The sequence below is a fragment of the Mycolicibacterium pyrenivorans genome, assembly GCF_025821625.1.
In the GTDB taxonomy this organism is placed as follows: Bacteria; Actinomycetota; Actinomycetes; order Mycobacteriales; family Mycobacteriaceae; genus Mycobacterium; species Mycobacterium pyrenivorans.
The window spans coordinates 58221-84478 of the sequence record NZ_JACKSH010000257.1 but is presented as its reverse complement, the minus strand read 5'-3'; the positions used below and the strand labels follow the sequence as shown (position 1 = coordinate 84478).

Below are 26258 nucleotides of genomic sequence, written 5' to 3'. Positions count from 1 at the left end.
CTATTCGGCGATCCGCTCGAGCGGGGCCAGCGCCTTGGCCAGCGCATCGAGTTCCTCTTCGCTGAACTTGCTGAGCAGTGCGGCGAGATGAGCCTGCCTGGAGGCCAACGCATCCCGGTGCTGTGCCAGACCCTCGGGAGTGATGTCCACCAGGACCGCCCGCAGATCCGACGGGTCACGGGACCGCTTGACCAGCCCCAGCTTCTCGAGCCTGCGGATCGCCACCGTGGTCGTGGGGGTGCGGACCCGCTCATGGGCGGCCAGGTCGGTCATCCGGATCGGGCCCTGGTCCAGCAGGGTCAACAGGATGGACAACTGCGCCAGGGTGAGGTCGCCGGAGGTCGAGGTCCTGCCGGTGTGACGGAGAACCAACAGCACCTTCGACAGCACGCGCTGCAGTTGCCCTGCCAGCTCGCTGACGTGCGGTTCAGTCCCCATAATTCAGCCAGTCTAACCTGTCTGAAGCTGTCAAGTTGCGCGGACGACAGTTATCCCCGGAGAAAGTCCACAGCCCCGTCACAGCATCTGCGACAGGAAGCGGCGCAGGCGATCCGTCCGGGCCGATTCGAACAGTTGCCCGGGCGGGCCGGTCTCGACGACCTGCCCGTGGTCCATGAACACCACCTCGTCGGCCGACGACTTCGCGAACCCCATCTCGTGGGTGACCACGACCATCGTCATCCCGTCGGCGCCGAGGTCGGCGATCAGCGCCAGGATGCCCTTGACCAGCTCGGGGTCGAGCGCGGAGGTGGCTTCGTCGAAGAACATCACCTGGGGCGACATCGCCACCGCCCGCGCGATCGCCACCCGCTGCTGTTGCCCGCCGGACAGGGTCGCCGGCCGGACCTCGGCCTTGTGCCGCAGGCCGACGCGTTCCAGTTGTGCCATTCCGAGCTCGCGGGCCTCGTCGGCGCTGAGCCGCTTGAGCTTTCGGGGCGCCAGCGTGAGGTTGTCGAGGACGGTGCGGTGCGGGAACAGTTGGAACTACTGGAACACCATGCCGATGCGCTGCCGCAGCCGATCGGGGTTGTCGGTCAACACCGAACGCCCGTCCAGCAGGATGTCGCCGCGGTCGGGCTCGTAGAGCCGGTTCAGTGTGCGCAGCAGCGTCGACTTGCCCGACCCCGACGGTCCGATCACGGCGGCCGTGGTCCCGGCCGCGACGTCGAGGTCGACCCCGCGCAGCACCGCACTGTTTCCGAAGGACAGATGAATGTCCCTGGCGGACAGCGAGACCGGCTCGAACGCGGCGCACATCAGTTCATCTCCTGCGAGGTCGACAGCACCAGCGGATCCTCCTCGTCGGGGCGTCTGCCGCGCCGCAGCCTGGTGTCGATGAAGTTGACCAGGTGGGTCAGCGGGATCGTCAGCGCAAGGTAGAACAGGCCCGCCGCCACGAGCGGTGACAGGTTGCCGGTCTGCGCGTTGAGGTCGCGGCCCACCTGGAACAGCTCACGCTGGTTGGCGATCAGACCGAGGAAGTACACCAGCGACGACGCCTTCAGCAGTGAGATGAACTGGTTCATCAGGGCGGGCAGCACTCGCCGCACACCCTGGGGGATGACGACCAGCCGCATCGATGTCGGATAGCTGAACCCCAGCGCCCGGGATGCCTCCAGCTGCCCGGGATCCACGCTCTGGATGCCGGACCGGAAGATCTCACCGACGTAGGCCGCGGCCATCAGGCCGAGCGCCGCGATGCCCAGCGGGTAGGGGTTGTTCCCGGTCAGGTGGCCCACCACGGGGCCGACACCGAGGCCGATCAGCAGGATGATCACGACCTCGGGCAGCCCGCGGAAGATGTCGGTGTAGATCCGGGCCGGCCACCGCAGCCATCGCGACGAGGAGATCCCCGCGACCGCCGGCGCCATCCCGAGGACGAGGCCGATGACGCTGGCGGCGAACGTCAGGATCAGGGTGTTGGGCAGGCCGGTCTTGAACAGGTCGGGGATGGCCTGTTTGTACAGGTCCCAGTCCAGGAACGACGCCGCCAGCTGGGACAGCGTGGACCTGGGCTGAGCGGGCGTCGTGGCCGCGGTGTCGCGCTGGTTGTCGGCCGCGATCGCGTCGAAGTCGGGCAGGTCCGGCTCGGGTGCGGCCTTGGATCCGGGCTTCCAGCCCGGCGGCAGCGCGCGGGGCACCCACTCGGAGTACAGCCGTGATCACGTGCCGTCGGCGATGACGGCGTCCAGCCCGCTGTTGAGTGCGTCGATGAGCGGCTGGTTGTCGGTGGCGACCGCGTAGGCGATGAAATTGTCCAGGCTGAAGGTGTTCTCGATGATCTCGGCGGGATCGCCGGGCTGTACCGTGCCCTGCGCCTGCTGGGAAGGGGCGACCCAGGCGTCGATCTGGCGGGTCTTGAGGCTGGCGTACACGGTGTTGTAGTCGGGGTACTTCACCGGCTGCAGCTTCAGCGTGTCGATGACGTAGGCCTCCTGCACGGTGCCCTGCACCACGCCGATCCGTTGGCCCGCGGCGAGCTGGTCGAAGCCGGTGATCGATGACCCCGTGGGCGCGACGAGGGAGAAGTATCCGAAGTCGTAGCCGTTGGTGAAGCCCACAGTGCGCCGGCGGGCGTCGGTCGTGGTGATCGACGACGAGCCGACGTCGAAGCGGCGCGCCGCGACCTGGGCGAGCAGCCCGGAGAACTCGGTGCCCACGAACTCGATCTGCAAGCCGAGCTTTCCGGCGACGGCGCGCAACACTTCGTTGTCGAAGCCGGTGAACTGACCCGTCGAGTCGATGCAGATGCTCGGCGGCGCGTCGGACAGGGTTCCGACGGTCAGCGTGCCCGGACGGCTCAACCCGAGGGTGTCGACGTCGATCGAGTCCAGAGGCACGACCGACGGTGTCGTGTATCTGTCCTCCTCCGGGCCCGCCGCGGACGCGGCCAGGTTGGTCGGCAGGGCGCTGGCGCTCTGAATCCCCGGGGGAGCGCACTGGTCGGCGTCGGCAGCGGCCGGTGCGGCCAGTCCCATGGCGCAGATCATCGACGCGATGAGCGCGAGCCACAACGTTCTCATCCCAAGCAACGTACTGCGCCCAGGTCGGCGGGCCGCGGCTTCGGCTCAATCGGAGTGCATCGCGTACAGCACGCCGCGGCGCACCAATTCCGACAGCAGGATCCGGGCCATCTCCTCCGAGCGCTGCATGCACGCGGCGCGCGCGGACTCGGGCTGACCGTTGCGGATCGCCGCGAGTTCGGCCTCGTAGGACGGGAGCAACGCGTCGTGGTGCTCCAGGTAGCCCGCCCAGAAGGCGGGCGGGATGAGGGTCTGCGAGGAGACGATCGCCGCCTGCAGTCGCGGGCCCGCGTACTCGGCGTTGACGACCGCGCGGAAGCGACGAGCGTTCTCGTCGAACAGGCGGGAGTCCTTGCCGCTGCGCATGAGGGCTATCCGGTTGTCGAGTTCGGCGACGATCACCGGGTCCGATGCGGCGGCCGCCCGCGCCGACGCGGTGCCGCTGAGCAGGCCGTAGAGCTCATGGTGCTCGCGGACCGTGGACTCGTCGAACCGCTCGACGTAGGCGCCACGGTGATATCTGGTCGACAGGATGCCGTCGTGTTCGAGCTGAACCACGGCCTCCTGCACGGGCACCCGGCTGAGTCCGAGTTCGTGCGCGATCTCGTTGCGGTCCAACCGATCTCCCGACCGGAGCTTGCCGGTCAGGACCAGATTGACCACGTGCGAGACCACGAGATCCTTCTCTTTGACCCCGTACTTCTTGGGCATGGCTGCGCCAGTCTCTCACGGCGCCTGAGTCTTCGGAGCCGTTCGGCACGTTGAACCCGCGTGGGTCAGGCGCGCCGATCCCGCCAGCGGCACAGGGCCTCGGCCTGGGTGAGGTCGTAGTCGGGGCCGTTGACCCCCACCGTCAGCATCGAGATCCCCAGCCCGGTGAGCGCGTCGGCCTCCTCGAGCAGCGAGTCCAGCCCCGACCCCTTCGCTTCGGCGGCACGTTCGATGACCGCGGGATCGCGGCCGACGTCGGCGCAGTGGCGTGCCAGGATCTCGGCCTTGCGCGGGTAGCTGTCGCGGTCGGAGAACGAATGCCAGATGTCGGCGTACTCGGCGACCAGGCGAAGTGTCTTGCGCTCTCCGCCGCCCCCGATCAAGATCGGAATGTCCCGCAGGGGCTGCGGATTGAGCTTGCCGAGCCGTGCCTCGATGCGCGGCATGGCCTCGGCGAGGTCGTCGAGCCGGCTGCCCGCGGTGCCGAACTCGTAGCCGTATTCGTCGTAATCCTTTTTCTTCCAGCCGGATCCGATGCCGAGGAGGAGCCTGCCCCCGGAGATGTGGTCGACGGTGCGGGCCATGTCGGCGAGCAGCTCGGGGTTGCGGTAGGAGTTGCATGAAACGAGTGCGCCGATCTCGATGCGCGAGGTCTGCTCGGCCCAGGCGCCCAGCATCGTCCAGCATTCGTAGTGCGGGCCGTCCGGGTCGCCGTACAGCGGGAAGAAGTGGTCCCAGTTGAAGGCGACGTCGACGCCGATGTCCTCGCAGCGGCGCAGCGCGTCACGCAGGTGGCTGTATCGCGGCGCGTGCTGCGGTTGCAGTTGCACGCCGATCCGGATGGGGCGGTCGGTGGGGGAGGTCATGACTCCACGTTAGGCATCGCAAGGGCGCCGAGTCTGCGGGGGAGATCGTGAATTCTCGCGAATCGGCGATCTCTACGCAGCCTCGACGCACCGTCACACGCCGATCTGGCCGCCGTCGCGCCACACCGCCACCACCGCCGGACGCGCGGTACCGTTGCCGCCGTCGGGCCAGTGCGACAGCGGATCGTCGATGCTGTTGTCGTCGTTCTCGCCAGGATGCTGCACTCCGACCAGCACCACATCGTCCGTGACGATCGGTCCGCACGTCTCCGCACCCACCGGGACCGTGAGGAACTGTTTGGTCTCCCCGCGATTCGGCCCTTCGAGCGCCACGGCGAACAGACCGTCGTTGGCGTCCAGCGCATTGCCGTCGGTCGAGATCCACAGATTGCCGTGGCTGTCGAAAGTCAGGTTGTCGGGGCAGGAGATCGGACTGACCTTGGTCTTGTCGAACCCGCCGTAATACGTATCGGCGGCCGCGGGATAGCCGCAGACCAGCAGTAGATCCCAGGTGAAATCCGTGCCCGTATGGTCGTCGGTGATCTCGAGGATCTGTCCGCTCTTGTTGTCGTTGCGGGGGTTGGCGGCATCCGCGGGCGCCTCGCCCGATGCGCCACGCTTGCTGTTGTTCGTGAGCGCCACGTAGACCTTGCCGGTTTTCGGGTTGGTGGCGATGTCCTCGGGCCGGTCCATCTTGGTAGCGCCGGCCTTGTCGGCGGCGAAGCGGGTGAACACCGCCGCCTCCTGCGCGGTGACTCCGGGGACCAGGGATTCGGCCTTACCATCCGGCCCGGAACGCAGCAGCGGGATCCAGGTGCCGGTGCCCGCGAACGACCCGGACGACGGCAGCTTGCCCGACCCGTCGATCTCGCCGGCCGGAATGTCGCTGGACAACTTCGCCACGTACAGCGTGCCCGCGTCGAGGATCGTCATGTTGCTCGCCATGGCCGCCTCGCTGTACCCACCTCCCGTCGCTTCGCTCGCCCCGCCGCGCGGCTGCATCTTTTTACTCGACACGAACTTGTACATGTAGTCGAAGCGTTCGTCGTCGCCCATGTAGGACACCACGGTGCCGTCGTCGGCGACGTGAATCTTGGCGCCCTCGTGCTTGAGCCGGCCCATCGCGGTGTGCTTGACCAGCTGCGAGTTGGGGTCCCATGGATTGATCTCGACGACGTAGCCGAACCGGTTGGCCTCGTTCGGCGTCTCGGTGAGGTCGAACCGCGGGTCGTGGGTTTCCCATTTGCGTTCGCTGGGTTCGATCGAGAGGCCATAGCGGTCGAACCGGTCCGCGGCCACCGGGTTGGGCGCCGACCCGCCCTCGGTGGCGCCGAAGTACTGGTTGAAGTTCTCCTCACCGGAAAGCACAGTGCCCCAGGGCGTCAGGGCACCACCGCAATTGTTGAGGGTGCCCGCGACAGTGCGGCCGTCCGGGTCCGCGGCGGTCTTGACGAATTCACTGCCTGCGCCGGGCCCCGTCAGCACCATTGGCGTGTCGCCGGTGACGCGACGGTTGTACCGTCCCATCACCGGCCGCAGGCCCGCGGGGCTTCGTTCGACTTCGACGACAGCCAAGCCGTGCGCGGCGATCTCGATGTCGTACTGCTCGCGGGTCGGCGCGTCAGCGTTGTATCCCGAGAACATGAACTGCGGGGTGGTGTACTCGAAACTGGTCACGAGCAGGAAGCGGTCCGGTGTCCCGTCGATCGGCAGCAATGCGGCGTAGTCGGTGTTGAAGCCGAATTGCCGACGCTGGGCGGCGGCCGTCTGTGCGGTCACGTCGAACACCGGTGCGCCGGGCAGCACCGGGTCACCCCAGCCGATGACCACAGCCTGCTTGTAACCGTCCGGAATAACGACGGCGTCTTCGCTATTGGGTGCGACGGTCGCGAAGTTCATTCCCGGTGACGGTTCGGCGGGGGCGGCGGAGTCCGTCGATGTCGCCGCGGGTGGGGTGTCACCCGAGCAGGCGGCCAGCACCGATCCCGCTCCAACGGCGAGCACGGCCACGCCGCCGGCCTGCAGCATGGAGCGGCGCGACACCACCTGGGCGATGTCGCCGAAGTACTCGTTGTCGCTGCGATTCGGCACCGGCTTCGAGCACGCGTCGCCGCACCTGTAGACGCAGGTGACGTGTTGTCGCTTGGACTTTTCGTTGTGACTGACAAAGAGATTGAGCGGCACGAGGGCCATGAGTTCGGGGTTCCTTCCGACACGAGTGCCGGCCGGGGCTGGCGGCCGGACCCGCGGAAACCTACGGCAATTGGACTAGCAGCAGGAGACGAATGGGTGAACGGCCGTCGACGGAACGGCCCCGGGGGACCGGAAAGGCCGCCCCTCGAATTTGCTGTGCGACCGCCACCCCGGGTATGGCGTGTGCTCCAAGAAATTACCGGGCTGTCAAAATAGTGAGGGGTGCGATTCGCGCTACCGATGGATCGCCGAGTGCGACGACCCCATACTGACCGGCGGCGAGGGCGGCATGTACTTCGGTGGCAAGCATGCGGTCGCGGCCTACGGCGGTCTCGTTCCGCTGTACACGCCCGCTCCGTGGGCCGGAGGCAGTTCGGGGAGCCACCTCGATGACGCGACGTTCACCGGTTCCGATCAGAAGATGATGAACGCCAGGACCGACTACGGACTGGGCATCCGCGTTCTCAGTGCCGTCGAGATCGGAATCCTGCGCGACCTCGGACACCAGGTCAGCCTTCCCCAATCACCGCCGGTGGCCATGGCTTTCGTCGGGTTCGTCTTCCTGCTACGAAAGCGGAAAGCTCTGCCGGATTCTCGGTGACGGCTCAGTCGTCGAGCACACCACGAAGCAGCTCGACGAGCGCCTGCGGCTGATCGCTCTGGACCGAATGGCCCGAGTCCGCCACGATGTGCACGCGCTGAAAGCCCGGCGCCGACTGTGCGAACGCCGCGGCGTCGTCGTCGTTGACGAAGAACGAGTTGGCGCCGCGGATCAGCGTCGTGGGCGTGGTGAGCCGAGGGACGTCGTCCCACAACCCCTCGAATCCTTCGCCTTTGCGGATCGTGTCGTAGCGCCACGTCCAGCTGCCGTCCTCGAGCCGCTTGGCGTTGTGAAAGACGCCGCGCCGCAACGACTCCCGATCCCGGTGTGGTGCGGCCGCCACGGTCACCTCGAGCATCGCATCGAAGGTCGGGAACGTCCGCTCACCCTGCACCAGCGCGACGGTGCCCTTCTGTGCGTCGGTCATCTCGGTGTGCCGTTCCGGTGCCGACGGGGTGACGTCGACGAGGGCGAGCTTGCGCACCAACTCGGGCGCGGTCACCGCCAGCCGCAACGCGGTCAGTCCGCCCAGCGACATCCCGACGACGAGTTCGGCGTCGGGGGCGAGTTCGCGGACCGCGGGCTCCACGGCCTCCGCGTTGAGCTTGGGACCGTAGTCGCCGTCCTCGCGCCACCCGGAGCGGCCGTGGCCGGGAAGGTCGACGGAAAGCGCGGGCAGGCCGAGACCGAGTACGACGGTGTCCCAGGTGTGGGCGTTCTGGCCGCCCCCGTGCAGGAACACCACCCGGGGTGCGTCGTCGCCGAACTTCAGCGCGCTGACCGCTCCGACGTCGACCCGCGTCACGCTCGGCAGCGGATCCTCGACACCGGCCTGGCGGGCGTTCTCCTTGAGGAAGATGAATTCGGACAGGTTGGCCAGCTCGTCATCGGCGTCGTCCATGGTCAGACAGTACCGTCGATATTCGCGTGCGAGCGGCGCCCCCTTGTGTCACGGTCGGTCGGCGGGACACACATCGCCAGACCTGGCCGTTCGTGGTGCCGATGACGCGGACTGGCCGGCCATGGCACTGCTGGGCGCAACGGGTTTCGGAGTCCGGCGCCCGCAGGAGACGGCTGACGCGTGGCGCAGCTCGATGCCTGCCGGCTGGGTTGACGGCTTCTAGCTCAACGCCGGAACTGCATTCCAGCAGGCGCCTTTCCGAACTTTTACTGCTGGAATGCAATTCCGGCGGGAGAACTTAGCCCTCGATGAAGCTCTCGAGCTGGGCGCGGGCGATGTCGTCGGGAAGCTGCTTCGGCGGGCTCTTCATCAGGTAGGCCGATGCGGCCTCGACCGGGCCGCCGATGCCGCGGTCCTTGGCGATCTTCGCGGCGCGGACCGCGTCGATGATGACGCCGGCCGAGTTCGGCGAATCCCACACCTCGAGCTTGTACTCCAGGTTCAGCGGCACGTCGCCGAAGGCGCGGCCCTCGAGGCGGACGTAGGCCCACTTGCGGTCGTCGAGCCAGCCGACGTGATCGGACGGGCCGATGTGCACGTCCTTGGTGTTGAACTCGCGCTGCAGGTTGGAGGTGACGGCCTGGGTCTTGGAGATCTTCTTGCTCTCCAGCCGGGACCGCTCGAGCATGTTGAGGAAGTCCATGTTGCCGCCGACGTTGAGCTGCATCGTGCGGTCGAGCTGCACGCCGCGATCCTCGAACAGCTTCGCCATGACGCGGTGGGTGATGGTGGCGCCGACCTGGCTCTTGATGTCGTCGCCGACGATCGGCACGCCGGCGTCTTCGAACTTCTTGGCCCACACCGGGTCCGAGGCGATGAAGACGGGCAGTGCGTTGACGAATGCCACGCCGGCGTCGATCGCGCACTGGGCGTAGAACTTGTCGGCCTCTTCGGAGCCCACCGGCAGGTAGGACACCATCACGTCGACGTTGGCGTCCTTGAGCGCCTTGACGACGTCGACGGCCTCGGTATCGGACACCTCGATGGTCTCGGCGTAGTACTTGCCGATGCCGTCGAGCGTCGGCCCGCGCTGCACGACGACGTCGGTCGGGGGCACGTCGGCGATCTTGATCGTGTTGTTCTCGGAGGCGAAGATGGCCTCGGAGAGGTCGAAGCCGACCTTCTTGGCGTCCACGTCGAATGCGGCGACGAACTTCACGTCGCGCACGTGGTACCGGCCGAGCTTGACGTGCATCAGGCCGGGCACGCTGGCGTTCTCGTCGGCGTCCTTGTAGTACTGCACGCCCTGCACGAGCGAGGACGCGCAGTTGCCCACGCCGACGATGGCGACCCGGACGTCAGTGCTTGCGGTCATGACGGCTTCTCCTCTTGTCCTACTTCGAGTGCTGTTTCGGTATTACTGCTGTGCTGCGCCGGTCGACGTGCTCACGTTTGTTCGGCGTGTCCCTGCGCGGACTTCTCCGCCGCGATCAACTCGTTGAGCCACTTGACTTCCCGCTCGCTTGACTCCAGCCCCAACTGGTGCAGCTGACGGGTGTAGCGGTCGAAGGAGTTGCTGGCCCGCGCGACTGCTTCACGAAGACCTTCCCGACGTTCCTCCACCTGACGACGGCGGCCCTCGAGGATCCTCATCCGTGCCTCTGCGGGCGTGCGGTTGAAGAAGGCGAGGTGCACACCGAACCCGTCGTCGGAGAAATTCTGCGGCCCGGTGTCGGCCACCAACTCGGTGAAGCGCTGCTTACCTGCGTCGGTGAGTTGGTAGACGCGGCGCGCCCTGCGGACCTTGACGGTGCCCTCGGGTGCCGCGTCCTCGACGATCAGGCCGTCGGCCTGCATGCGCCGCAACGCCGGGTAGAGCGAGCCATACGAGAACGCACGGAATGCGCCGAGCAGGCCCGTGAGGCGTTTCCGCAGCTCATAGCCGTGCATCGGGGATTCGAGCAGCAGACCCAGAACAGCCAGCTCAAGCATCCGGGCCACCTCCTCGCAGAACTCATCCGTCGCTGTGACGGCTCAACGCCGAGCGCAATGTATCGCGCCGATATATTCGCACACTATCGCGCCGATATATATCCCGCTACATCGGAGCACGCAAAAGGCACCCGACACGGGTGCTCGACGGGTCAGTTGCTGGGGTAGTTGATCTGCTTGACGGTGCCGTCGGGGTTCAGCTCGATGTAGCCGCTGCCGAACTCGCTGGACACGTAGACGGTCAGGTCGATGCTTCCGGGCGGCGCGGTCTCGTCGCTGTTCGGATCGATCGACAGGTACATGTTGTCGACGTCGTCGGCCTTGATGCCCAGCGTCTCGGGTGCGCCCCGCATGATGCCCACGACCGTCGGCACGTCGAACGCGCCCAGATCGACCGGCACGTCGCGGTCGTCCCTGGCCGACGTCGACGGGTCGCCCCAACCGCCGCGGTAGGAGTACCTCAGCAGCCGACGGTCGTCGGTCGGGTCCGGACGCTCCATCGAGGCGTAGTCGGGGTAGACGGTCAGCGAGTAGCCGATCGTGTCGCCCCACTTCTGCTTCATCTGCTCGAGCAGGCCCTTGAGCCCGCCCAGCGAATGCAGTTGCCGCGGCGGCGTGAGGACCTTGGCGGGAATCCCGTCGGACTTGGCGCCGGGGTCGGACGTGAAGTTCAGCGGTGACGGCGTGTTGCCGTACAGGCCCCAGCCGATGGCGATGCCCAGCACCACCAACACCCCAGCGATCGCGGCGCGGAAACCCCATGCACTGCTGATGGGGGGTAGGCGCCGGGTGCTCAGCTTCGGCAGCTGGACGGGCGATGCCGCGGTCTGCAGGTCGGAGATCAGCGACTGCAGTTCGCCCAGCGTGGCGGCGTGGGTGGCCGTCTTCACCCGCTCGCCGTGCTCGGCCATCGACAGCTGGCCCTCGGCCAGGGCGGTGTCGAGGATCTGGCACGTGTCGTTGCGGTCACTGTCCTTGGCGCGCGTCCCCGCCGTCCGCCGTCCCGAGCTGCCCGAAGCCACGACGAAGATCGTAAGAGTTGGTGTGGCGATGACGCAGGCCAGTCGTGATCGTGACCTTCGCGATGGCGTCGCGGGGCGCACGTCGCGGCTCGGCGCTTGCCGCCCCGACGTACTCTGGTCCTCGTGCGATTGCAGCGACAGGTGGTGGACTACGCCCTGCGGCGCCGGTCCCTGCTGGCCGAGGTCTATTCGGGGCGCACCGGCGTCACCGAGGTCTGTGACGCCAATCCGTACCTGCTGCGGGCCGCCAAATTCCACGGCAAGCCCAGCTCGGTGATCTGTCCGATCTGCCGCAAGGAACAGCTGACCCTGGTGTCGTGGGTGTTCGGCGAACACCTCGGCCCGGTGTCCGGGTCCGCGCGCACCGCAGAGGAGCTGGTCCTGCTAGCCACCCGGTTCGACGAGTTCTCGGTACACGTGGTGGAGGTATGCCGCACCTGCAGCTGGAATCACCTGGTCAAGTCGTACAAGCTCGGCGCGGTTCCGCCCCCGAAGGGGTCCCGGGGACCGCGGCGCACAGAGACAGCGCGCGGTCGTGCGCGCACGGCCAGTGAATAGCGAAGGGCGCCACGACCGGTCAGCCGATGACACCCGTGGGGGGCAGATGGCTGAAGGCGTGAACCCGAAACCCCCCCAACGCGGCGATCGACAACCGCACCGGCCCGGTGACGGGCCGCCGGGCCGCCCCGGTGACGAACCGCCGCGTCGGCCCGCCGACGAACCGCCGCGTCGGCCCGCCGACGGTGCCAGGCACCGACCGCCTCCTCAGGGCGCCCAGCGCCGTCCGCGACCCACCCCCGACGACCGCATGACCGCGGTGCTGCCCCCGGTAAGGGAGGGCGCCCCGGCCCACCTGCGCGACCCGATCGACGACGTCAGGCGGGCACTCGACGGATCGCCACCCAAGCAGCCACCCCCGCCACCACCGCGTCGACCGCCGGGCGGCGGAGGGCCGGGCGGGAACGGGCCGTCGGATGGACGTCCGACACTGCGCCACCAGCTCAACTGGACGTGGGTGCGACGCGGTCTGATCGCCATGGTGGTCGTCCTGATCGTGCTGCCGCTGCTCACGTTCGGTATGGCCTACATGATCGTCGACGTACCGAAGCCGGGAGACATACGCACCGCGCAGGTGTCGACGATTCTGGCCAGCGACGGCTCCGAGATCGCCAAAATCGTTCCGCCCGAAGGCAACCGTGTCGACGTCAACATCGACCAGATCCCGGTGCACGTGCGGGATGCGGTGATGGCCGCCGAGGACCGGGACTTCTACTCAAACCCCGGCTTCTCGTTCACCGGGTTCCTGCGCGCCGCCAAGAACAACATCTTCGGCGGCGACCTGCAGGGCGGATCCACGATCACCCAGCAGTACGTCAAGAACGCTCTGGTGGGCGATGCCCGCTCCGGCATCGGCGGCGTCATCCGCAAGGCCAAGGAGCTGGTGATCTCGACCAAGATGTCCGGCGAATGGTCCAAGGACCAGGTGCTGGAGTCGTACCTGAACATCATCTACTTCGGTCGCGGCGCCTACGGTGTGGCGGCCGCGTCGAAGGCCTACTTCGACAAGCCTGTCGAGCAGCTCAACGTCGCCGAAGGCGCGCTGCTCGCCGCGCTCATCCAGCGGCCCTCGGTCCTCGATCCCGCGGTCGACCCGGACGCCTCCGCGGTGCGGTGGAACTGGGTGCTCGACGGGATGGAGGAGATCGGGGCGTTGTCGTCGGCCGACCGCGCCGCCCAGGTGTTCCCGCCGACGATCCCGCCGGACGCCGCGAGCACCCAGAACCAGACCACCGGCCCCAACGGGCTCATCGAGCGGCAGGTGGTCGACGAACTGCTCGAGATCTTCAGCATCAACGAGCAGGCGCTGAACACCGAGGGCCTGCAGATCACCACCACGATCGATCCGCAGGCGCAGTCCGCCGCGGTCGATGCCGTCGAGGAGTACCTGGACGGCCAGGACCCCGACATGCGGTCCGCGGTGGTGTCGATCGACCCGAGAACGGGCGGGGTCAAGGCGTATTACGGCGGCTCGGACGCCGCCGGGTTCGATTTCGCGCAGGCCGGGTTGCCGACGGGGTCGTCGTTCAAGGTGTTCGCGTTGGTGGCGGCACTGGAGCAGGGCATGGGCCTGGGCTACCAGGTGGACAGCTCGCCGCTGGACGTCAACGGCATCGAGATCAACAACGTCGAGGGCGGCAGCTGCGGGCGGTGCAACATCGCCGAGGCGTTGAAGCGCTCGCTGAACACCAGCTACTACCGCCTGATGCTGGAGCTCGACAACGGCCCGCAGGACGTCGCCGACGCCGCGCACCAGGCCGGGATCGCCGAGAGCTTCCCCGGTGTGGAGCACACCCTGTCCGAGGACGGCCAGGGCGGACCCCCGAACAACGGAATCGTGCTGGGGCAGTACCAGTCCCGCGTGATCGACATGGCGTCGGCCTATGCCACGCTCGCCGCGTCCGGGGTCTATCACAAGCCGCACTTCGTGCAGAAGGTCGTCAACGCCGAGGGTGACGTGCTCTTCGACGCCGGCCAGGAGGACAACAGCGGCGAGCAGCGCATCGACAAGGACGTCGCGGACAACGTCGTCGCGGCCATGCAGCCCATCGCCGGGTACTCCGGCAGAGCGCTGGCGGGTGGCCGTCCGTCGGCCGCCAAGACCGGCACCAACCAGCTGGGCGACACCGGCGCCAACCGTGACGCGTGGATGGTCGGATTCACCCCGTCGCTGTCGACGGCGGTGTGGGTGGGCACCACCGAGGGCACCAAGCCACTGGTGAACGCGTCGGGATCGGCGGTCTACGGCTCCGGGCTGCCGGGACAGATCTGGAAGGCCACGATGGACGGGGCCCTCGACGGCACCGACGACGAGTCGTTCCCGAAGCCGGAGGAGATCGGCGGTTACGCAGGCGTGCCGCAGGCGCCGCCTCCTCCGCGACCGACGTCGACCGAGCCGCCGCCGCCCTCGGAGACGGTGATCCAGCCGACGCTGGAGATCGCCCCGGGGATCACCATCCCGTGGGGACCCCCGACCACCGTGCCTGCTGTGCCTCCCGGCGCTCCGCCGGCGCCCGGCGTACCAGCACCGGAGCCCGGCGTACCGCCGCCGGCCCCCGTCGGCGCACCGCCGGCACCGGCGCCCGGACTGCCGCCGCCCGGTGCCCCACCACCCGGTCCTCTTCCGCCTCCGTGACAGAGCCGCCGACGACAGATTCGCCGGCTGGGGCTGAATCGCCGGCACCGCCGGCAGGGGCTGAATCGCCGGCACCGCCGGCACGAGACCTGCGGAGCCTCGACGACCGCGACATGCCCAGTCGCACCGACACCATCGGCGCCGCACTGTCGGAAACCATCGGCGGTCCCGTCGGTCGTCACGCGTTGATAGGCCGCACCCGGTTCATGACACCGCTGCGGGTCATGCTGATCGTCGCGCTGGTGTTCCTGGCACTCGGCTATTCGACGAAGGCCGCGTGCCTGCAGACCACCGGAACGGGTACGGCCGATCAGCGGGTGGGCAACTGGGAGAACCAGCGCGCCTACTACCAGCTGTGCTACTCCGACACGGTCCCGCTGTACACCGCAGAGTTGTTGAACCTGGGCAAGTTTCCGTACAAATCGAGCTGGATCGAAAGCGACGCCACGGGCAAGCCGCACGTTCAGTACGACGGCAGCCCGGCCGTGCGCTACATGGAGTATCCGGTCCTGACGGGCATCTACCAGTACCTGTCGATGTCGATGGCCAAGGCCTACACCGCGCTGACCAAGCTGGTGTCCGCGCCGGTCATCGCCGAGGTGGTGATGTTCTTCAACATCGCCGCATTCGGTCTTGCGCTGGCCTGGCTGACGACGGTGTGGGCGACCGCCATGCTGGCCGGTCCGCGGCGGATCTGGGACGCGGCCCTGGTCGCGGCGTCGCCGATCGTCATCTTCCAGATCTTCACGAATTTCGACGCGCTGGCAACGGCTTTCGCGGCCGGCGCCCTGTTGGCCTGGGCACGGCGAAGACCCGTGCTTGCCGGTGTGCTCATCGGGCTGGGGGTGGCGGCCAAGCTCTACCCGTTGCTGCTGCTGATTCCACTGGCGCTGTTGGCGGTTCGCACGGGACGGCTGCGGGAGGCCGGCAAGACGGCGGTGGCCGCGGTGGTGGCCTGGTTGGTGGTCAACCTGCCGGTGATGGTGTTGTTCCCGCGTGGCTGGTCGGAGTTCTTCCGGCTCAACACCCGCCGCGGCGACGACATGGACTCGATCTACAACGTCGTGAAATCCTTCACCGGCTGGCGCGGGTTCGATCCGGACCTCGGCTTCTGGGAGCCCCCGATCACCTTGAACGCGGTGAGCGCGGCGTTGTTCGGGGCGTGCTGCATTGCCATCGGGTACGTAGTGCTGACGGCCCCGCGACGGCCGCGGGTGGCGCAGGTGGCCTTCCTCGTGGTGGCGGCGTTCCTGTTGACCAACAAGGTGTGGAGTCCGCAGTTCTCGCTGTGGCTGGTGCCGCTGGCGGTGTTGGCGCTGCCGCATCGGCGAATCCTGCTGGCCTGGATGACGATCGACATGCTGGTGTGGGTGCCGCGGATGCTCTACCTGTTCGGCGAGCAGAACATGGGCCTGCCGGAGCAGGCGTTCACGGCCACCGTGCTGCTGCGCGACGTCGCCGTGGTGACGCTGTGCGCGCTGGTGATCCGCCAGATCTACCGTCCCGGGCTGGACCTGGTGCGCCGCGGCGGTGTCGACGACCCGGCCGGCGGGGTGTTCGACCGCGCCCCCGACGCGCCGCCGGGGTGGCTGCCGGACTGGCTGCAACCGCGCCCGTCACCCTTGCCGGCGAATCCGGCGCGAAACCCGACATCTGCGGTCGGTTACCGCGCCCGATCCGCCGGGGATTTCCCAGATCAGGGCCGGTTCGGGTAACCTGGCCCGGTTGCCGACGCAGGCGACCCTCCTGCCACGGACAGTCCGTGGCCGCACACGACCATAGGAGGTGATGGGTTCCTTATGCGTCCATACGAAATCATGGTCATTCTCGACCCCACTCTCGACGAGCGCACCGTAGCTCCGTCGCTCGAGGCGTTCCTCAACGTCATCCGCAAGGATGGCGGCAGTGTCGACAAGGTCGACATCTGGGGACGTCGGCGGCTGGCCTACGAGATCGCCAAGCATGCCGAGGGCATCTACGCCATCGTCGATGTCAAGGCGGAACCGGCGACCGTGTCCGAACTCGACCGTCAGCTCAACCTGAACGAGTCCGTGCTGCGGACCAAGGTCATGAGGACAGACAAGCACTAAGTCTGGTGACGGGCTGTGCACGTCGGGGCAGTTCCGTAGGCTCGCCTGCGACTGCTATCCCGTCAGCGCACATCGCTGCACACCGCCGACATCCAGGAGGACCTCGTGGCTGGTGACACCATCATCACGGTCATCGGAAACCTGACCGCCGACCCCGAACTGCGGTTCACGCCGTCGGGCGCGGCCGTCGCGAACTTCACGGTCGCGTCGACGCCCCGCATGTTCGACCGTCAGACCAACGAGTGGAAGGACGGCGAAGCGCTGTTCCTCCGCTGCAACATCTGGCGGGAGGCCGCCGAGAACGTCGCCGAGAGCCTGGTCCGCGGGTCACGCGTGATCGTCAGCGGCCGCCTCAAGCAGCGGTCGTTCGAAACCCGCGAGGGTGAGAAGCGCACCGTGGTGGAGCTCGAGGTCGACGAGATCGGCCCGTCGCTCAAGTACGCGACGGCCAAGGTCAACAAGGCCAGCCGCAGCGGCGGAGGTGGCGGCGGCTTCGGCGGCGGTGGCGGCGGCGGGAGCGCGAACGCCCGTCCCGCGGAGCAGCCCAAGGACGACCCGTGGGGCAGCGCGCCCGCGTCGGGATCGTTCGGCGGCGCCGACGACGAACCACCATTCTGATCAACCCTTATTCATCGGTGATTTGTAGAAAGAGATAGACACATGGCCAAGTCCTCCACAAAGAGGCGGCCGGCTCCGGAAAAGCCGGTCAAGACTCGCAAGTGCGTGTTCTGCTCCAAGAAGGGCAAGTTGCAGAACATCGACTACAAGGACACCCAACTGCTGCGCACCTACATCAGCGAGCGCGGCAAGATCCGTGCCCGCCGGGTGACCGGCAATTGCGTTCAGCACCAGCGTGATATCGCGATCGCGGTGAAGAACGCCCGCGAGGTCGCGTTGTTGCCGTTCAGCTCGTCGACGCGATAAGTCAGGACAGGACGAAGAGATGAAACTGATTCTCACAGCCGAGGTCGACCACCTCGGTGCACCCGGTGACGCGGTCGAGGTGAAGGACGGCTACGGCCGCAACTACCTGCTGCCCCGCGGGCTGGCCATCGTGGCCACCCGTGGCGCCCAGCGCCAGGCCGAGGACATCCGTCGCGCCCAGGAGCTCAAGGGCGTCAAGAGCCTCGAGCACGCCAACGAGCTCAAGACCGCGATCGAGGGTCTGGGCACGGTCGAGTTGACCGCGAAGACCGCCGGTGACTCCGGCAAGCTGTTCGGCTCGGTCACCGCGGCCGACGTCGTCGCGGCCATCAAGAAGGCCGGCGGACCCAACCTCGACAAGCGCACCGTCAGCCTGCCCAAGGCGCACATCAAGTCCGTGGGCACCCATCCCGTCGAGGTGCGGCTGCATCCGAATGTGGATGCCGCGCTGTCGCTGAACGTGGTCGCCGGCTAGTCGCGACCTAGCAGCACCGGCTCTCGAACGACCGGGTGGAGACCGCGAGGTCTTCACCCGGTCGTTGCTGTATCCAACTGGCGAACATTCCGCGCCAAAGCGCTGACAGCGAATCTAACCTGCTGTTAACCTGGGCGGCCCCGGAGCGCAACACAACACGCCCGAAGTGGCAACCGGCCACGACACGCCGACGAATTTCCCATCCACAGAGTTTCCACCGGCCTATGGTGCTTTCAGCTGCACAGACATGGTTGTCGAAGGCGTTTATCCACAGGTTCTCCCCAGCGACTCAACATCGCCCACCGGACCTATGCACATTCCATCCACACGTCTACTAACAGGGCCGGCTTGATTCCCTCTCAGCAACGTCTAACGTTGGCCGTCGCGGGGTCGGTTCCGCGCCTCCACGGGGGACTTGTCGGAGGTGCGAGCTAGGATCGCGGCCATGGATATCGAACGTACGTTCGACTGCGATCAGGAGGGGTGAGGCGCTGCGTGGCCGTCGTTGATGACCTGGGTCGAGGTGGATCGTCGGAACAAGACGCTCCGCCGAACGAAGATTTCGGACGTCAGCCTCCGCAGGATGCGGCCGCCGAGCAGGCCGTGCTGGGCGGGATGCTGCTGAGCAAGGACGCGGTCGCCGACGTGCTCGAAAAGCTGCGTCCCGGTGACTTCTACCGCCCCGCCAACCAGAACGTCTACGACGCCATCCTGGATCTGTACGGGCGCGGGGAGCCGGCTGACGCAGTCACCGTCGCCGCCGAGCTGGACCGGCGCGGGCTGCTGCGGCGCGTCGGTGGAGCGCCCTATCTGCACACCCTGATCTCGACGGTGCCGACCGCGGCCAACGCCGGGTACTACGCGGAGATCGTCGCCGAGAAGGCACTGCTGCGGCGCCTCGTGGAGGCCGGCACGCGGGTGGTGCAGTACGGCTACGCCGGTGCCGACGGCGCAGACGTCAACGACGTCGTCGACCGGGCGCAGGCCGAGATCTACGACGTCACCGAGCGGCGGGCGGCCGAGGATTTCGTGATCCTGGAGGAGATCCTCCAGCCCACGATGGACGAGATCGACGCGATCGCCTCGGTCGGCGGCATCTCCAAGGGCGTGCCGACGGGGTTCGTGGAACTCGACGAGGTGACCAACGGTCTGCATCCGGGTCAGATGATCATCGTCGCGGCCAGGCCGGGCGTCGGGAAAGCGCTGGCGCTGAACACCCCGCTGCCGACCCCCTCCGGGTGGACGACGATGGGCGACGTCGCGGTCGGGGACTTGTTGCTCGACGCCGACGGGGCGCCGACGCGGGTGGTCGCCGCGACCGATGTCCTGTTAGGTCGGCCCTGCTACGAGATCGAGTTCTCGGACGGTACGAGGATCGTCGCCGACGAGATGCACCAGTGGCCGACGAGCCACGGCATCCGTACGACGGGCATGCTGCGTGCGGTCGCCGACACCGTGACCGCCGCGACAATGGCCGGTGCTTCATCTGGTAACAGCGCGGTGCTGGCTCCCGGCCGAATCGCGGTCGGGGTCAACTGGATTCGGCGGGTTCCGGCCGTGCCGGTGCGCTGCGTCCAGGTCGACAACGCCGAGCACCTGTATCTCGCCGGCCGCGGCATGGTGCCCACGCACAACTCGACCCTGGCCCTCGACTTCATGCGGTCGTGCTCGATCAAGAACCAGTTGCCCAGCGTGATCTTCTCGTTGGAGATGAGCAAGACCGAGATCGTCATGCGTCTGCTGTCGGCCGAAGCGAAGATCAAGCTGGCCGACATGCGGTCCGGCCGGATGAGTGACGACGACTGGACGCGACTGGCCCGCCGGATGAGTGAGATCAGCGAAGCGCCGCTGTATATCGACGATTCACCGAATCTGACGATGATGGAGATCCGCGCAAAGGCCCGTCGGTTGTCGCAGAAGGCGGGACTGCGGCTGATCGTGATCGACTACATGCAGCTGATGAGTTCGGGCAAGAAGTACGAGTCGCGTCAGCAGGAAGTGTCGGACTTCTCGCGCAGCATCAAGCTGATGGCCAAGGAACTCGACGTCCCTGTGGTGGCGATCAGCCAGCTCAACCGTGGTCCGGAGCAGCGCACCGACAAGCGCCCACAGGTCTCTGACCTGCGTGAGTCCGGGTGTCTGACGGCCAACACCCGCATCCTGCGTGCCGACACCGGCGCGGAGGTGACGTTCGGCGAGTTGATGGCAACCGGGGAGCGGCCGCTGGTGTGGTCGCTCGACGAGCGCAAGCGGATGGTCGCGCGGCCGATGACGAACGTGTTCTACAGCGGACACAAGGAAGTCTTCAAGGTGCGGCTGGCGTCGGGACGCGAGGTCGAGGCGACGGCGAACCACCCGTTCATGACGTTCGACGGCTGGACTCCCTTGGGCGAACTCGAAGTCGGTGCGCGGGTCGCAGCGCCGCGTCGGGTGCCGGAACCGGTGCACACGCAGCGGATGCATGACTCCGAGGTCGTGATGCTGGCGCACATGATCGGCGACGGCTCGTGCGTGAAGCGCCAGCCGATCCGGTACGCGTCGGTGGACGAGCAGAACCTGGTCGCGGTCACCAACGCAGCCAAGCACTTCGGTGTAACGGCGATTCGTGACGAGTACCCGGCGGCCCGAGTGACGACTCTACGGTTGCCGGCGCCGTATCGGCTGACCCATGGGAAGCGCAATCCGATCGCGGCGTGGCTCGACAAGCTCGGGTTGTTCGGGAAGCGCAGTCACGAGAAGTTCGTTCCGACGGAGGTTTTCGCCCTGCCGAACGATCAGGTGGCGCTGTTCCTGCGACACCTGTGGGCCACCGATGGCTCAGTTCTTTGGAACGAGAAGAACGGGCTCGGTAACGTTTACTATGCATCGACGAGCCGCGAACTGGTCGATGACGTTATGCAACTGTTGCTGCGCCTGGGAATTCAGAGCCGCATTCATGTGGCACGTAAGGCCGGCTACCGTGACTCGTGGCATGTGCGAATATTCGGCGCGGAGAATCAGCGCAAGTTCATCCGCGACGTCGATGTCAACGGCGAGAAGTTCTTCTCCGCTCGCGAAGTCTTGTCGAAATTGGAGAAGGTCACAGCTACTGCGAACTCTGACTCGGTGCCAGTCGATGTCTGGGATCGTGTTCGAGATGGGCTGGCCGACAAAGGGATGTCGCACAGAGCATTCGCAACCGCGATGGGCTCCCAGTTCTGCGGTTCGACAATGTGGAAGCGTCCCGTTGGCCGTAAGCGCCTGCACAAGGCCGCCGCGCTCCTGAACGATTCCGAACTCCATGACCTGGCAACGAACGACGTGTTCTGGGACCGGATTGTCGAGATCACGAGCATTGGCGAACAGGATGTATACGACGGAACAGTAAGCGGGACACACAATTTCGTCGCAAATTTAGTTAGCCTACATAACAGCCTCGAGCAAGATGCCGACATGGTCATCCTCCTGCACAGGCCAGATGCGTTCGAGCGCGACGACCCACGCGGCGGGGAGGCGGACTTGATCCTCGGCAAGCACCGCAACGGCCCGACCAAGACGATTACCGTTGCGCACCAACTGCATTTGTCGCGGTTCGCGAACATGGCCAAGCAGTAGGTCATTGGTGTGACTTCTCATACTTCATGACCAAATCCCATCTGAGATGACCACCGAATGACCAATTGGTCACCGAGCGTGAGACAGATTCGGGATGTCGAACGAGCATGTCAGTGTTCTTAGTCCGCCTCGGTCACGGCCAACCCAGTGACGCCACTCGCGCGGAGTGATCGGTCTCTCCAGCGAGCCTTGGAGCGTGGTCGAACTCGCATGTGAACGCCTGCCGCGTGAGCTTGGAGCGTGGTCGAACTCGCATGTGAACGCCTGCCGCGTGAGCTCGGGGGCGGCGAAGATGTAGTCGAGACGGAAGCCATTGTTGCCGGGGCGGCTGTACCAAGAGTACTCACGCTGCCTGGGATGTAGCGATCTCCACAGGTCGGTGTATCCCGAGTCTATAAGTCGCCCAGGCATTTCCGGACCGATGAACTTGGATTCCTTCAAGTCTTTGTCGAGATCGTTGTTGCCAGTGTTGAAGTCACCAATCAACAGGTCGATCCCGCTGACGCGAGCCTGCGCGATCAGCGTTTCGCAGTAGGGAAGCTTGACAGTGTTCTGAGGCATGTAGACACCGCACACCAGAAGCCCATTGACGTCTGCGCACCACAGATGTCGCGTGTCGAGCCCCTCGAGTCACCCGAGGCCCTGCTTGAGAACGTGCGCTTCCTCTCGGGATATCGCCGTGGCGAATCGATCTCGCAGCCGTGCCTAGAGGCATTGCGTCCATTGGAGTTTGGCGCCGGAGTTCAGAGACATCAGAGGCTCGGTGTCTCAACCGAAGCCGCTCGTCGGGGTGCGCAGGGCACGCCGGAACGGATGTTCGGTCATCGTCTTCCCGTCGTAGGGCAACCACGGTGGCACCCGCTGCAGCGATCGCACGCCACAAGTGTCATCAGCCTGACGTTCTCGCGGCCCAAATACCCGCCGTATGGAACTCATCGGTGGCGCCGCTGCCGCACTCTCGGGCGGCCCAGCCTCGACGGCATTCCACCGATCGATGCGCCGCGGTTCGTCACGGCTGTTCAGTGAAGATACCGATGCCGCGAAGGGAGAACCAAAGGCTTCCGGCCGGCAGACGCCGAGCCGTTTTGATTGTGTGCGCCCGACAGGGCGGTCATCTTCGAGACGCACGCCACCTCGGTGCGTGAACAATCTCAACGTCGGCGGTTTGCCCTAAAGTACGTGCTGCGACGGTCGTCTTGGTTAAGTTTGACGGGGCGCGGTACAGGGGATCGCTGCGGGTGTGAAGAGGGATGAATGAACCTGGAGAAGGTCGTCTTCGGATTCTTCGTGCTGTTCGCCGCGACCTTGAACTTCGGCTTCTTCATCGGCGATCTCGGCGACCCCGAACTGCACAACAGCTACGAGCTCTACGCGGCGGTGGTGGTCAACCTCATCGCGACCGTGCTCAAGTTCGGTGACCGCACCCAGATCGGGGCCGTGCACCTGGCCACCAGCCTGGTCGCCGACCTCCAACTGATTGCTGCAGCGCTCGTCTGGGGGTACGCGTCCTACGTCGCCACCGAGGGGCTGACCCGGGAGGCGACCGCCAGCGTGGTCTCGCTGTCCGGAGGAGCGCTGATGGCGAACATCGTGTCGGTGATCCTGCTGGTGGTCGAGACCGTGTCGTTCCAGCGCCGCTAGGAAGCCGGCCGTGAGCAATCCGCTGCTGGTGTTCTGGTCCCGCTTGTTCGCCACGGAACCGGCGCGCCGCACGCCACGCTGGCGAGTACCGATGCACACGTCCAGGAAAGCCTCGGCCACAATCTTTCTGGTCATGCGCCGGATGCGGGTGCCACTGATCGTGCTGATCGTGATCTTCGCAATCACCACCCTGGGTCTCACGTTGATACCCGGTCAGGACACAGCGGGCCGCCCGGTGAAGATGGGCTTCTTCGACGCGTTCTACGTCATGAGCTACACCGCCTCCACGATCGGATTCGGCGAGATCCCCTACCCGTTCACCTACAACCAGCGAATGTGGTTGACGATCTCGATCTACCTCACGGTGGTGGGCTGGGCGTACGCGATCGGATCACTGCTGGCTCTGCTGCAGGAACGCGGTTTCCGGCAGGCGCTGTCCTTGCAGCACTTCATGCGCAAGGTCGAGCGGATGCGCGAACCCTTTCTGCTGATCGTCGGCTACGGGCGCACCGGCGAGGTTCTCGCGCGCTCACTGGATGCGCTGGGCCGGCGTTTCGTGGTGATCGACTCCGACGACGGGCGCATCGACGACCTCGACATGGCTTCCTACCGTGCGGACGTACCCGGCCTGGTCGCCGACGCCGGCGACCCCGGGCACCTCGCGGTCGCGGGTCTGGATCTTCCGTCGTGTGAAGGGGTGGTCGCGCTGACCGACGACGACGAGGCCAACTTGGCCGTCGTGCAAGCGGCCGCGCTGCTGCGTCCCGATCTCCCCGTGATCAGCCGGGCGGTCTCGCCGACCATGGCCGAGCGGATGCGTGCTTTCGGCACGCCCACGGTCGTCAACCCGTTCGACCGGTTTGGCGACTACCTCCGCATTGCGCTGCGCGCACCCGCCTCCTACCAGCTGATGACCTGGCTAGAGAGCGGGCCCGGCGCACCGCTGCCGCCCCGGGGACTACCGCTGTCGGACGGGCACTGGGTGATCTGCGGGTACGGCCGCTTCGGTCGGGAGATTACGGAGGACCTCCGGGCGGAGGGCCTGGACGTCACCGTGGTGGAGCCTGCAGACGTGGCGGAGCACCACCCGGACACCATCGTCGGGTTCGGCTACGAACCCGACGTGCTGGTGCGCGCCGGGATCAACCGCGCCGCCGGGTTCGTCGCCGGCACGGACAACGACACCACCAATCTCTCGCTGATCGCTTCGGCCAGAAAGGCCAACCCGTCGTTGTTCGTCGCAGCCCGACAGAACAAGGCGGCCAGCGCGCCGTTATTCGCGGCCGTGGAGGTCGACTCGCTGCTCGTCCCAGCGGACGTCGTCGCACACGAGGTGTACGCGCTGCTGTCTACGCCCTTGCTGTGGCGCTTCCTGCAGGAGGTGCCCCGCCGCGAAGATGCCTGGGCCGCCGCGGTCATCGATCGCCTGACGCAGCTGTGTGGCGAGCACCTGCAGGCGGTGTGGAAGGTGCGGCTGACGGCGACAGAAGCGCCGGCGCTGCAGGCGTGGCTCGCCGAGGGTGGAGCGCGCCTGGGGGACCTGCTGCGCAACCCCGACGACCGCGACGAGCCGCTGCACGCGGTCCCGCTTCTGCTCGCCCGTGCGACCGGGGTTAACGACGGCACAGACATCGAGGTCGCCCCGGAAAATGACTTCGTGTTGGCCCCTGCCGACGAGCTGCTGCTGGTCGGCTGGCCGTCCGCGCGGCGCGGACTCGACGCCACGCTCCTGGTCGACGCCACCCGGGAGTACGTCGTCCACGGACGGCACGTGCCCTCGAGTTGGGTTTGGCGAAAGCTGACCCGCCGTCCCGCCTGAGTAGACATCGTCGTTGCCAGTTCGTAGCCTTGCCCGGGACATCTTCAGCCGGGCCGAGATCGGTCCTCGAGCCAAGGATCGTGATAATCCGCGTGACCGGGCTGCGCCACTCCCTTCGACAAACGATGTGTGCTCTCGCGACCGCAGTCTTGGTGCTGGCTGCGTCGATGGGCATGCCGACGGGGAATGTCGCGGCCGACCCGGCGGCCGACGCGTTGTCCAGGCTCAACGAGTTGTCCCAGCAGGCGGTGCAGAGTCGCGAGGCCGTCACAGCTGCCCAGCGCGAGGCCGATGCCAGGCTGGCTGAGCAGGCGGCGGCCGTCGACCGCCATCGCGCCGACCTGGCGGCCCTGGAGGCCGCGAACTCCGAACTGGAGCCCCGTCAGGCCGCTGTCGACAGGATCGCGGCGATGAACTACATGAATGGGCGTGACGGTCAGTTCGCGGCGGTGCTGACCGCGGCCTCTCCTCAACAGCTGATCGATCAGCTGTCGATGCAGCGGACAGTCGGCGCTGGGATCGCCGATCAGTTGAAGGCCTTTCGATCAGCACGCGAGCGCGCGGCCGCCGCCGCCCAGGCGTCGGAGAGATCGGCCGCCGACGCCAGCGCCGCGGCAGAGTCGGCCGCCGCGGTGCGCGCAGAGCTGCAGGCCAAGCTGAGGGACTTGCTCCGTCAGATCGCCGCCGCGGAGGCGCAGTACGCTGCGTTGACACCGCAGCAACAAGCGATCGTCGATAGCACCCCTCCGCCGCAGAGTGCGCCCGCTCCGGCGAACCCGGCGATCGTCGCGATGCCCGGCCTGCCTGCCGGCGATGTTGCGCCACCGCCCATGGCAGCCGCTATCGCCGAGATTCCGGAGGCGTTGCCTGTCGGTGTTGCCTCAGAGGCCGGGTTGCAGCCCAACACCGTCCTGGCCGCCAGGGCCGTCAGCCGACAGTTCCCTCAGATTGCCGCAATCGACGGGGTTCGGCCGGACTCGAAGCCGTGGCATCCCAGCGGTCTGGCGATCGACATCATGATTCCCAACCACGACAGCCCCGAGGGCGTCGCGCTCGGCGACCAGATCCTCGCGTTCGCGATGAGCAATGCGGGCCGATTCGGGCTACAGGACGTGATCTGGCGCGGCACGTATTACACGCCGGCCGGTCCACAGGCATCGGGGTACGGCCACTACGACCACGTGCACATCACCGTGACGCCACGCCGCTGAGC

21 protein-coding genes and 2 pseudogenes are annotated in these 26258 nt (G+C 66.8%); 12 read left to right on the top strand and 11 right to left on the bottom strand.

Annotated features, from left to right (window positions below; genetic code table 11):
• The 6 genes and pseudogenes from H7I57_RS28455 to H7I57_RS28430 form a co-directional block, all read right to left on the bottom strand.
• Positions 1–438 (bottom strand): MarR family winged helix-turn-helix transcriptional regulator, encoded by a 438-nt coding sequence (locus H7I57_RS28455; RefSeq protein ID WP_275081818.1) that lies wholly within the window; start codon positions 436–438, stop codon positions 1–3.
• A gap of 78 nt (positions 439–516) precedes the next feature.
• A pseudogene (locus H7I57_RS28450) lies at positions 517–1257 on the bottom strand (amino acid ABC transporter ATP-binding protein).
• Positions 1257–3023: pseudogene (locus tag H7I57_RS28445) on the bottom strand (ABC transporter substrate-binding protein/permease). The pseudogenes H7I57_RS28450 and H7I57_RS28445 overlap by 1 nt, the downstream one beginning before the upstream one ends.
• A gap of 45 nt (positions 3024–3068) precedes the next feature.
• Complete coding sequence (locus tag H7I57_RS28440) at positions 3069–3734, bottom strand: GntR family transcriptional regulator (protein WP_264027800.1); 666 nt, start codon at positions 3732–3734, stop codon at positions 3069–3071.
• A gap of 65 nt (positions 3735–3799) precedes the next feature.
• On the bottom strand, positions 3800–4600 hold the full coding sequence (locus H7I57_RS28435) for an LLM class F420-dependent oxidoreductase (protein WP_264027797.1): 801 nt from the start codon (positions 4598–4600) through the stop codon (positions 3800–3802).
• 93 nt (positions 4601–4693) lie between these two features.
• Complete coding sequence (locus H7I57_RS28430; RefSeq protein ID WP_264027796.1) at positions 4694–6793, bottom strand: PhoX family protein; 2100 nt, start codon at positions 6791–6793, stop codon at positions 4694–4696.
• Positions 6794–7082: 289 nt separating this feature from the next.
• Between H7I57_RS28430 and H7I57_RS28425 the strand changes: the two genes are divergently transcribed.
• Positions 7083–7394: a hypothetical protein gene (locus tag H7I57_RS28425; RefSeq protein WP_264027794.1), complete on the top strand. Its 312-nt coding sequence runs from the start codon at positions 7083–7085 to the stop codon at positions 7392–7394.
• Positions 7395–7398: 4 nt separating this feature from the next.
• On the opposite strand, the gene H7I57_RS28420 is transcribed toward H7I57_RS28425, so the two are convergent.
• The 4 genes from H7I57_RS28420 to H7I57_RS28405 form a co-directional block, all read right to left on the bottom strand.
• Positions 7399–8295 (bottom strand): Rv0045c family esterase, encoded by an 897-nt coding sequence (locus H7I57_RS28420; protein ID WP_264027793.1) that lies wholly within the window; start codon positions 8293–8295, stop codon positions 7399–7401.
• 298 nt (positions 8296–8593) lie between these two features.
• On the bottom strand, positions 8594–9670 hold the full coding sequence (locus tag H7I57_RS28415; RefSeq protein WP_264027792.1) for an inositol-3-phosphate synthase: 1077 nt from the start codon (positions 9668–9670) through the stop codon (positions 8594–8596).
• A gap of 71 nt (positions 9671–9741) precedes the next feature.
• A complete protein-coding gene (locus H7I57_RS28410; protein WP_264027791.1) occupies positions 9742–10287 on the bottom strand; it encodes a PadR family transcriptional regulator in 546 nt (181 codons plus the stop codon).
• A 152-nt stretch (positions 10288–10439) separates the two neighbouring features.
• The gene (locus H7I57_RS28405; RefSeq protein ID WP_264027790.1) at positions 10440–11309 is read right to left on the bottom strand and encodes a DUF1707 SHOCT-like domain-containing protein; all 870 of its coding nucleotides are present in this window, start codon (positions 11307–11309) and stop codon (positions 10440–10442) included.
• A gap of 123 nt (positions 11310–11432) precedes the next feature.
• On the opposite strand from H7I57_RS28405, the gene H7I57_RS28400 reads away from it, so the two are divergent.
• From H7I57_RS28400 to H7I57_RS28365, 8 genes are all read left to right on the top strand, one after another.
• Positions 11433–11867 (top strand): DUF5318 domain-containing protein, encoded by a 435-nt coding sequence (locus tag H7I57_RS28400; protein ID WP_264027789.1) that lies wholly within the window; start codon positions 11433–11435, stop codon positions 11865–11867.
• A 250-nt stretch (positions 11868–12117) separates the two neighbouring features.
• Positions 12118–14502 (top strand): transglycosylase domain-containing protein, encoded by a 2385-nt coding sequence (locus tag H7I57_RS28395; protein WP_264027829.1) that lies wholly within the window; start codon positions 12118–12120, stop codon positions 14500–14502.
• A 113-nt stretch (positions 14503–14615) separates the two neighbouring features.
• Entirely contained in the window at positions 14616–16217 is a 1602-nt protein-coding gene (locus tag H7I57_RS28390; protein ID WP_264027787.1) for a glycosyltransferase family 87 protein, read from the top strand.
• Positions 16218–16301: 84 nt separating this feature from the next.
• Positions 16302–16592 carry a 30S ribosomal protein S6 gene (rpsF, locus tag H7I57_RS28385; RefSeq protein ID WP_135459650.1) on the top strand — a complete coding sequence of 97 codons (291 nt, stop codon included), beginning with the start codon at positions 16302–16304 and terminating at the stop codon, positions 16590–16592.
• 105 nt (positions 16593–16697) lie between these two features.
• A complete protein-coding gene (locus H7I57_RS28380) occupies positions 16698–17210 on the top strand; it encodes a single-stranded DNA-binding protein (protein ID WP_264027784.1) in 513 nt (170 codons plus the stop codon).
• A gap of 42 nt (positions 17211–17252) precedes the next feature.
• Positions 17253–17516: a 30S ribosomal protein S18 gene (gene rpsR / locus H7I57_RS28375; protein ID WP_159230485.1), complete on the top strand. Its 264-nt coding sequence runs from the start codon at positions 17253–17255 to the stop codon at positions 17514–17516.
• A 19-nt stretch (positions 17517–17535) separates the two neighbouring features.
• Positions 17536–17991, top strand: coding sequence for a 50S ribosomal protein L9 (gene rplI, locus H7I57_RS28370; RefSeq protein WP_264027783.1), 456 nt, complete (start codon positions 17536–17538; stop codon positions 17989–17991).
• 495 nt (positions 17992–18486) lie between these two features.
• On the top strand, positions 18487–21585 hold the full coding sequence (locus H7I57_RS28365) for a replicative DNA helicase (protein WP_264027782.1): 3099 nt from the start codon (positions 18487–18489) through the stop codon (positions 21583–21585).
• 69 nt (positions 21586–21654) lie between these two features.
• Here H7I57_RS28365 and H7I57_RS28360 read toward each other — a convergent pair whose 3' ends face one another.
• On the bottom strand, positions 21655–22146 hold the full coding sequence (locus tag H7I57_RS28360; protein ID WP_264027781.1) for an exonuclease/endonuclease/phosphatase family protein: 492 nt from the start codon (positions 22144–22146) through the stop codon (positions 21655–21657).
• 693 nt (positions 22147–22839) lie between these two features.
• Here H7I57_RS28360 and H7I57_RS28355 point away from each other — a divergent pair.
• From H7I57_RS28355 to H7I57_RS28345, 3 genes are all read left to right on the top strand, one after another.
• The gene (locus H7I57_RS28355) at positions 22840–23226 is read left to right on the top strand and encodes a DUF6394 family protein (RefSeq protein WP_264027780.1); all 387 of its coding nucleotides are present in this window, start codon (positions 22840–22842) and stop codon (positions 23224–23226) included.
• Positions 23227–23236: 10 nt separating this feature from the next.
• Entirely contained in the window at positions 23237–25045 is a 1809-nt protein-coding gene (locus H7I57_RS28350; protein ID WP_264027779.1) for a potassium channel family protein, read from the top strand.
• A 92-nt stretch (positions 25046–25137) separates the two neighbouring features.
• Positions 25138–26256 (top strand): VldE C-terminal domain-containing protein, encoded by a 1119-nt coding sequence (locus tag H7I57_RS28345; RefSeq protein ID WP_264027777.1) that lies wholly within the window; start codon positions 25138–25140, stop codon positions 26254–26256.
• Positions 26257–26258: the final 2 nt, after the last annotated feature.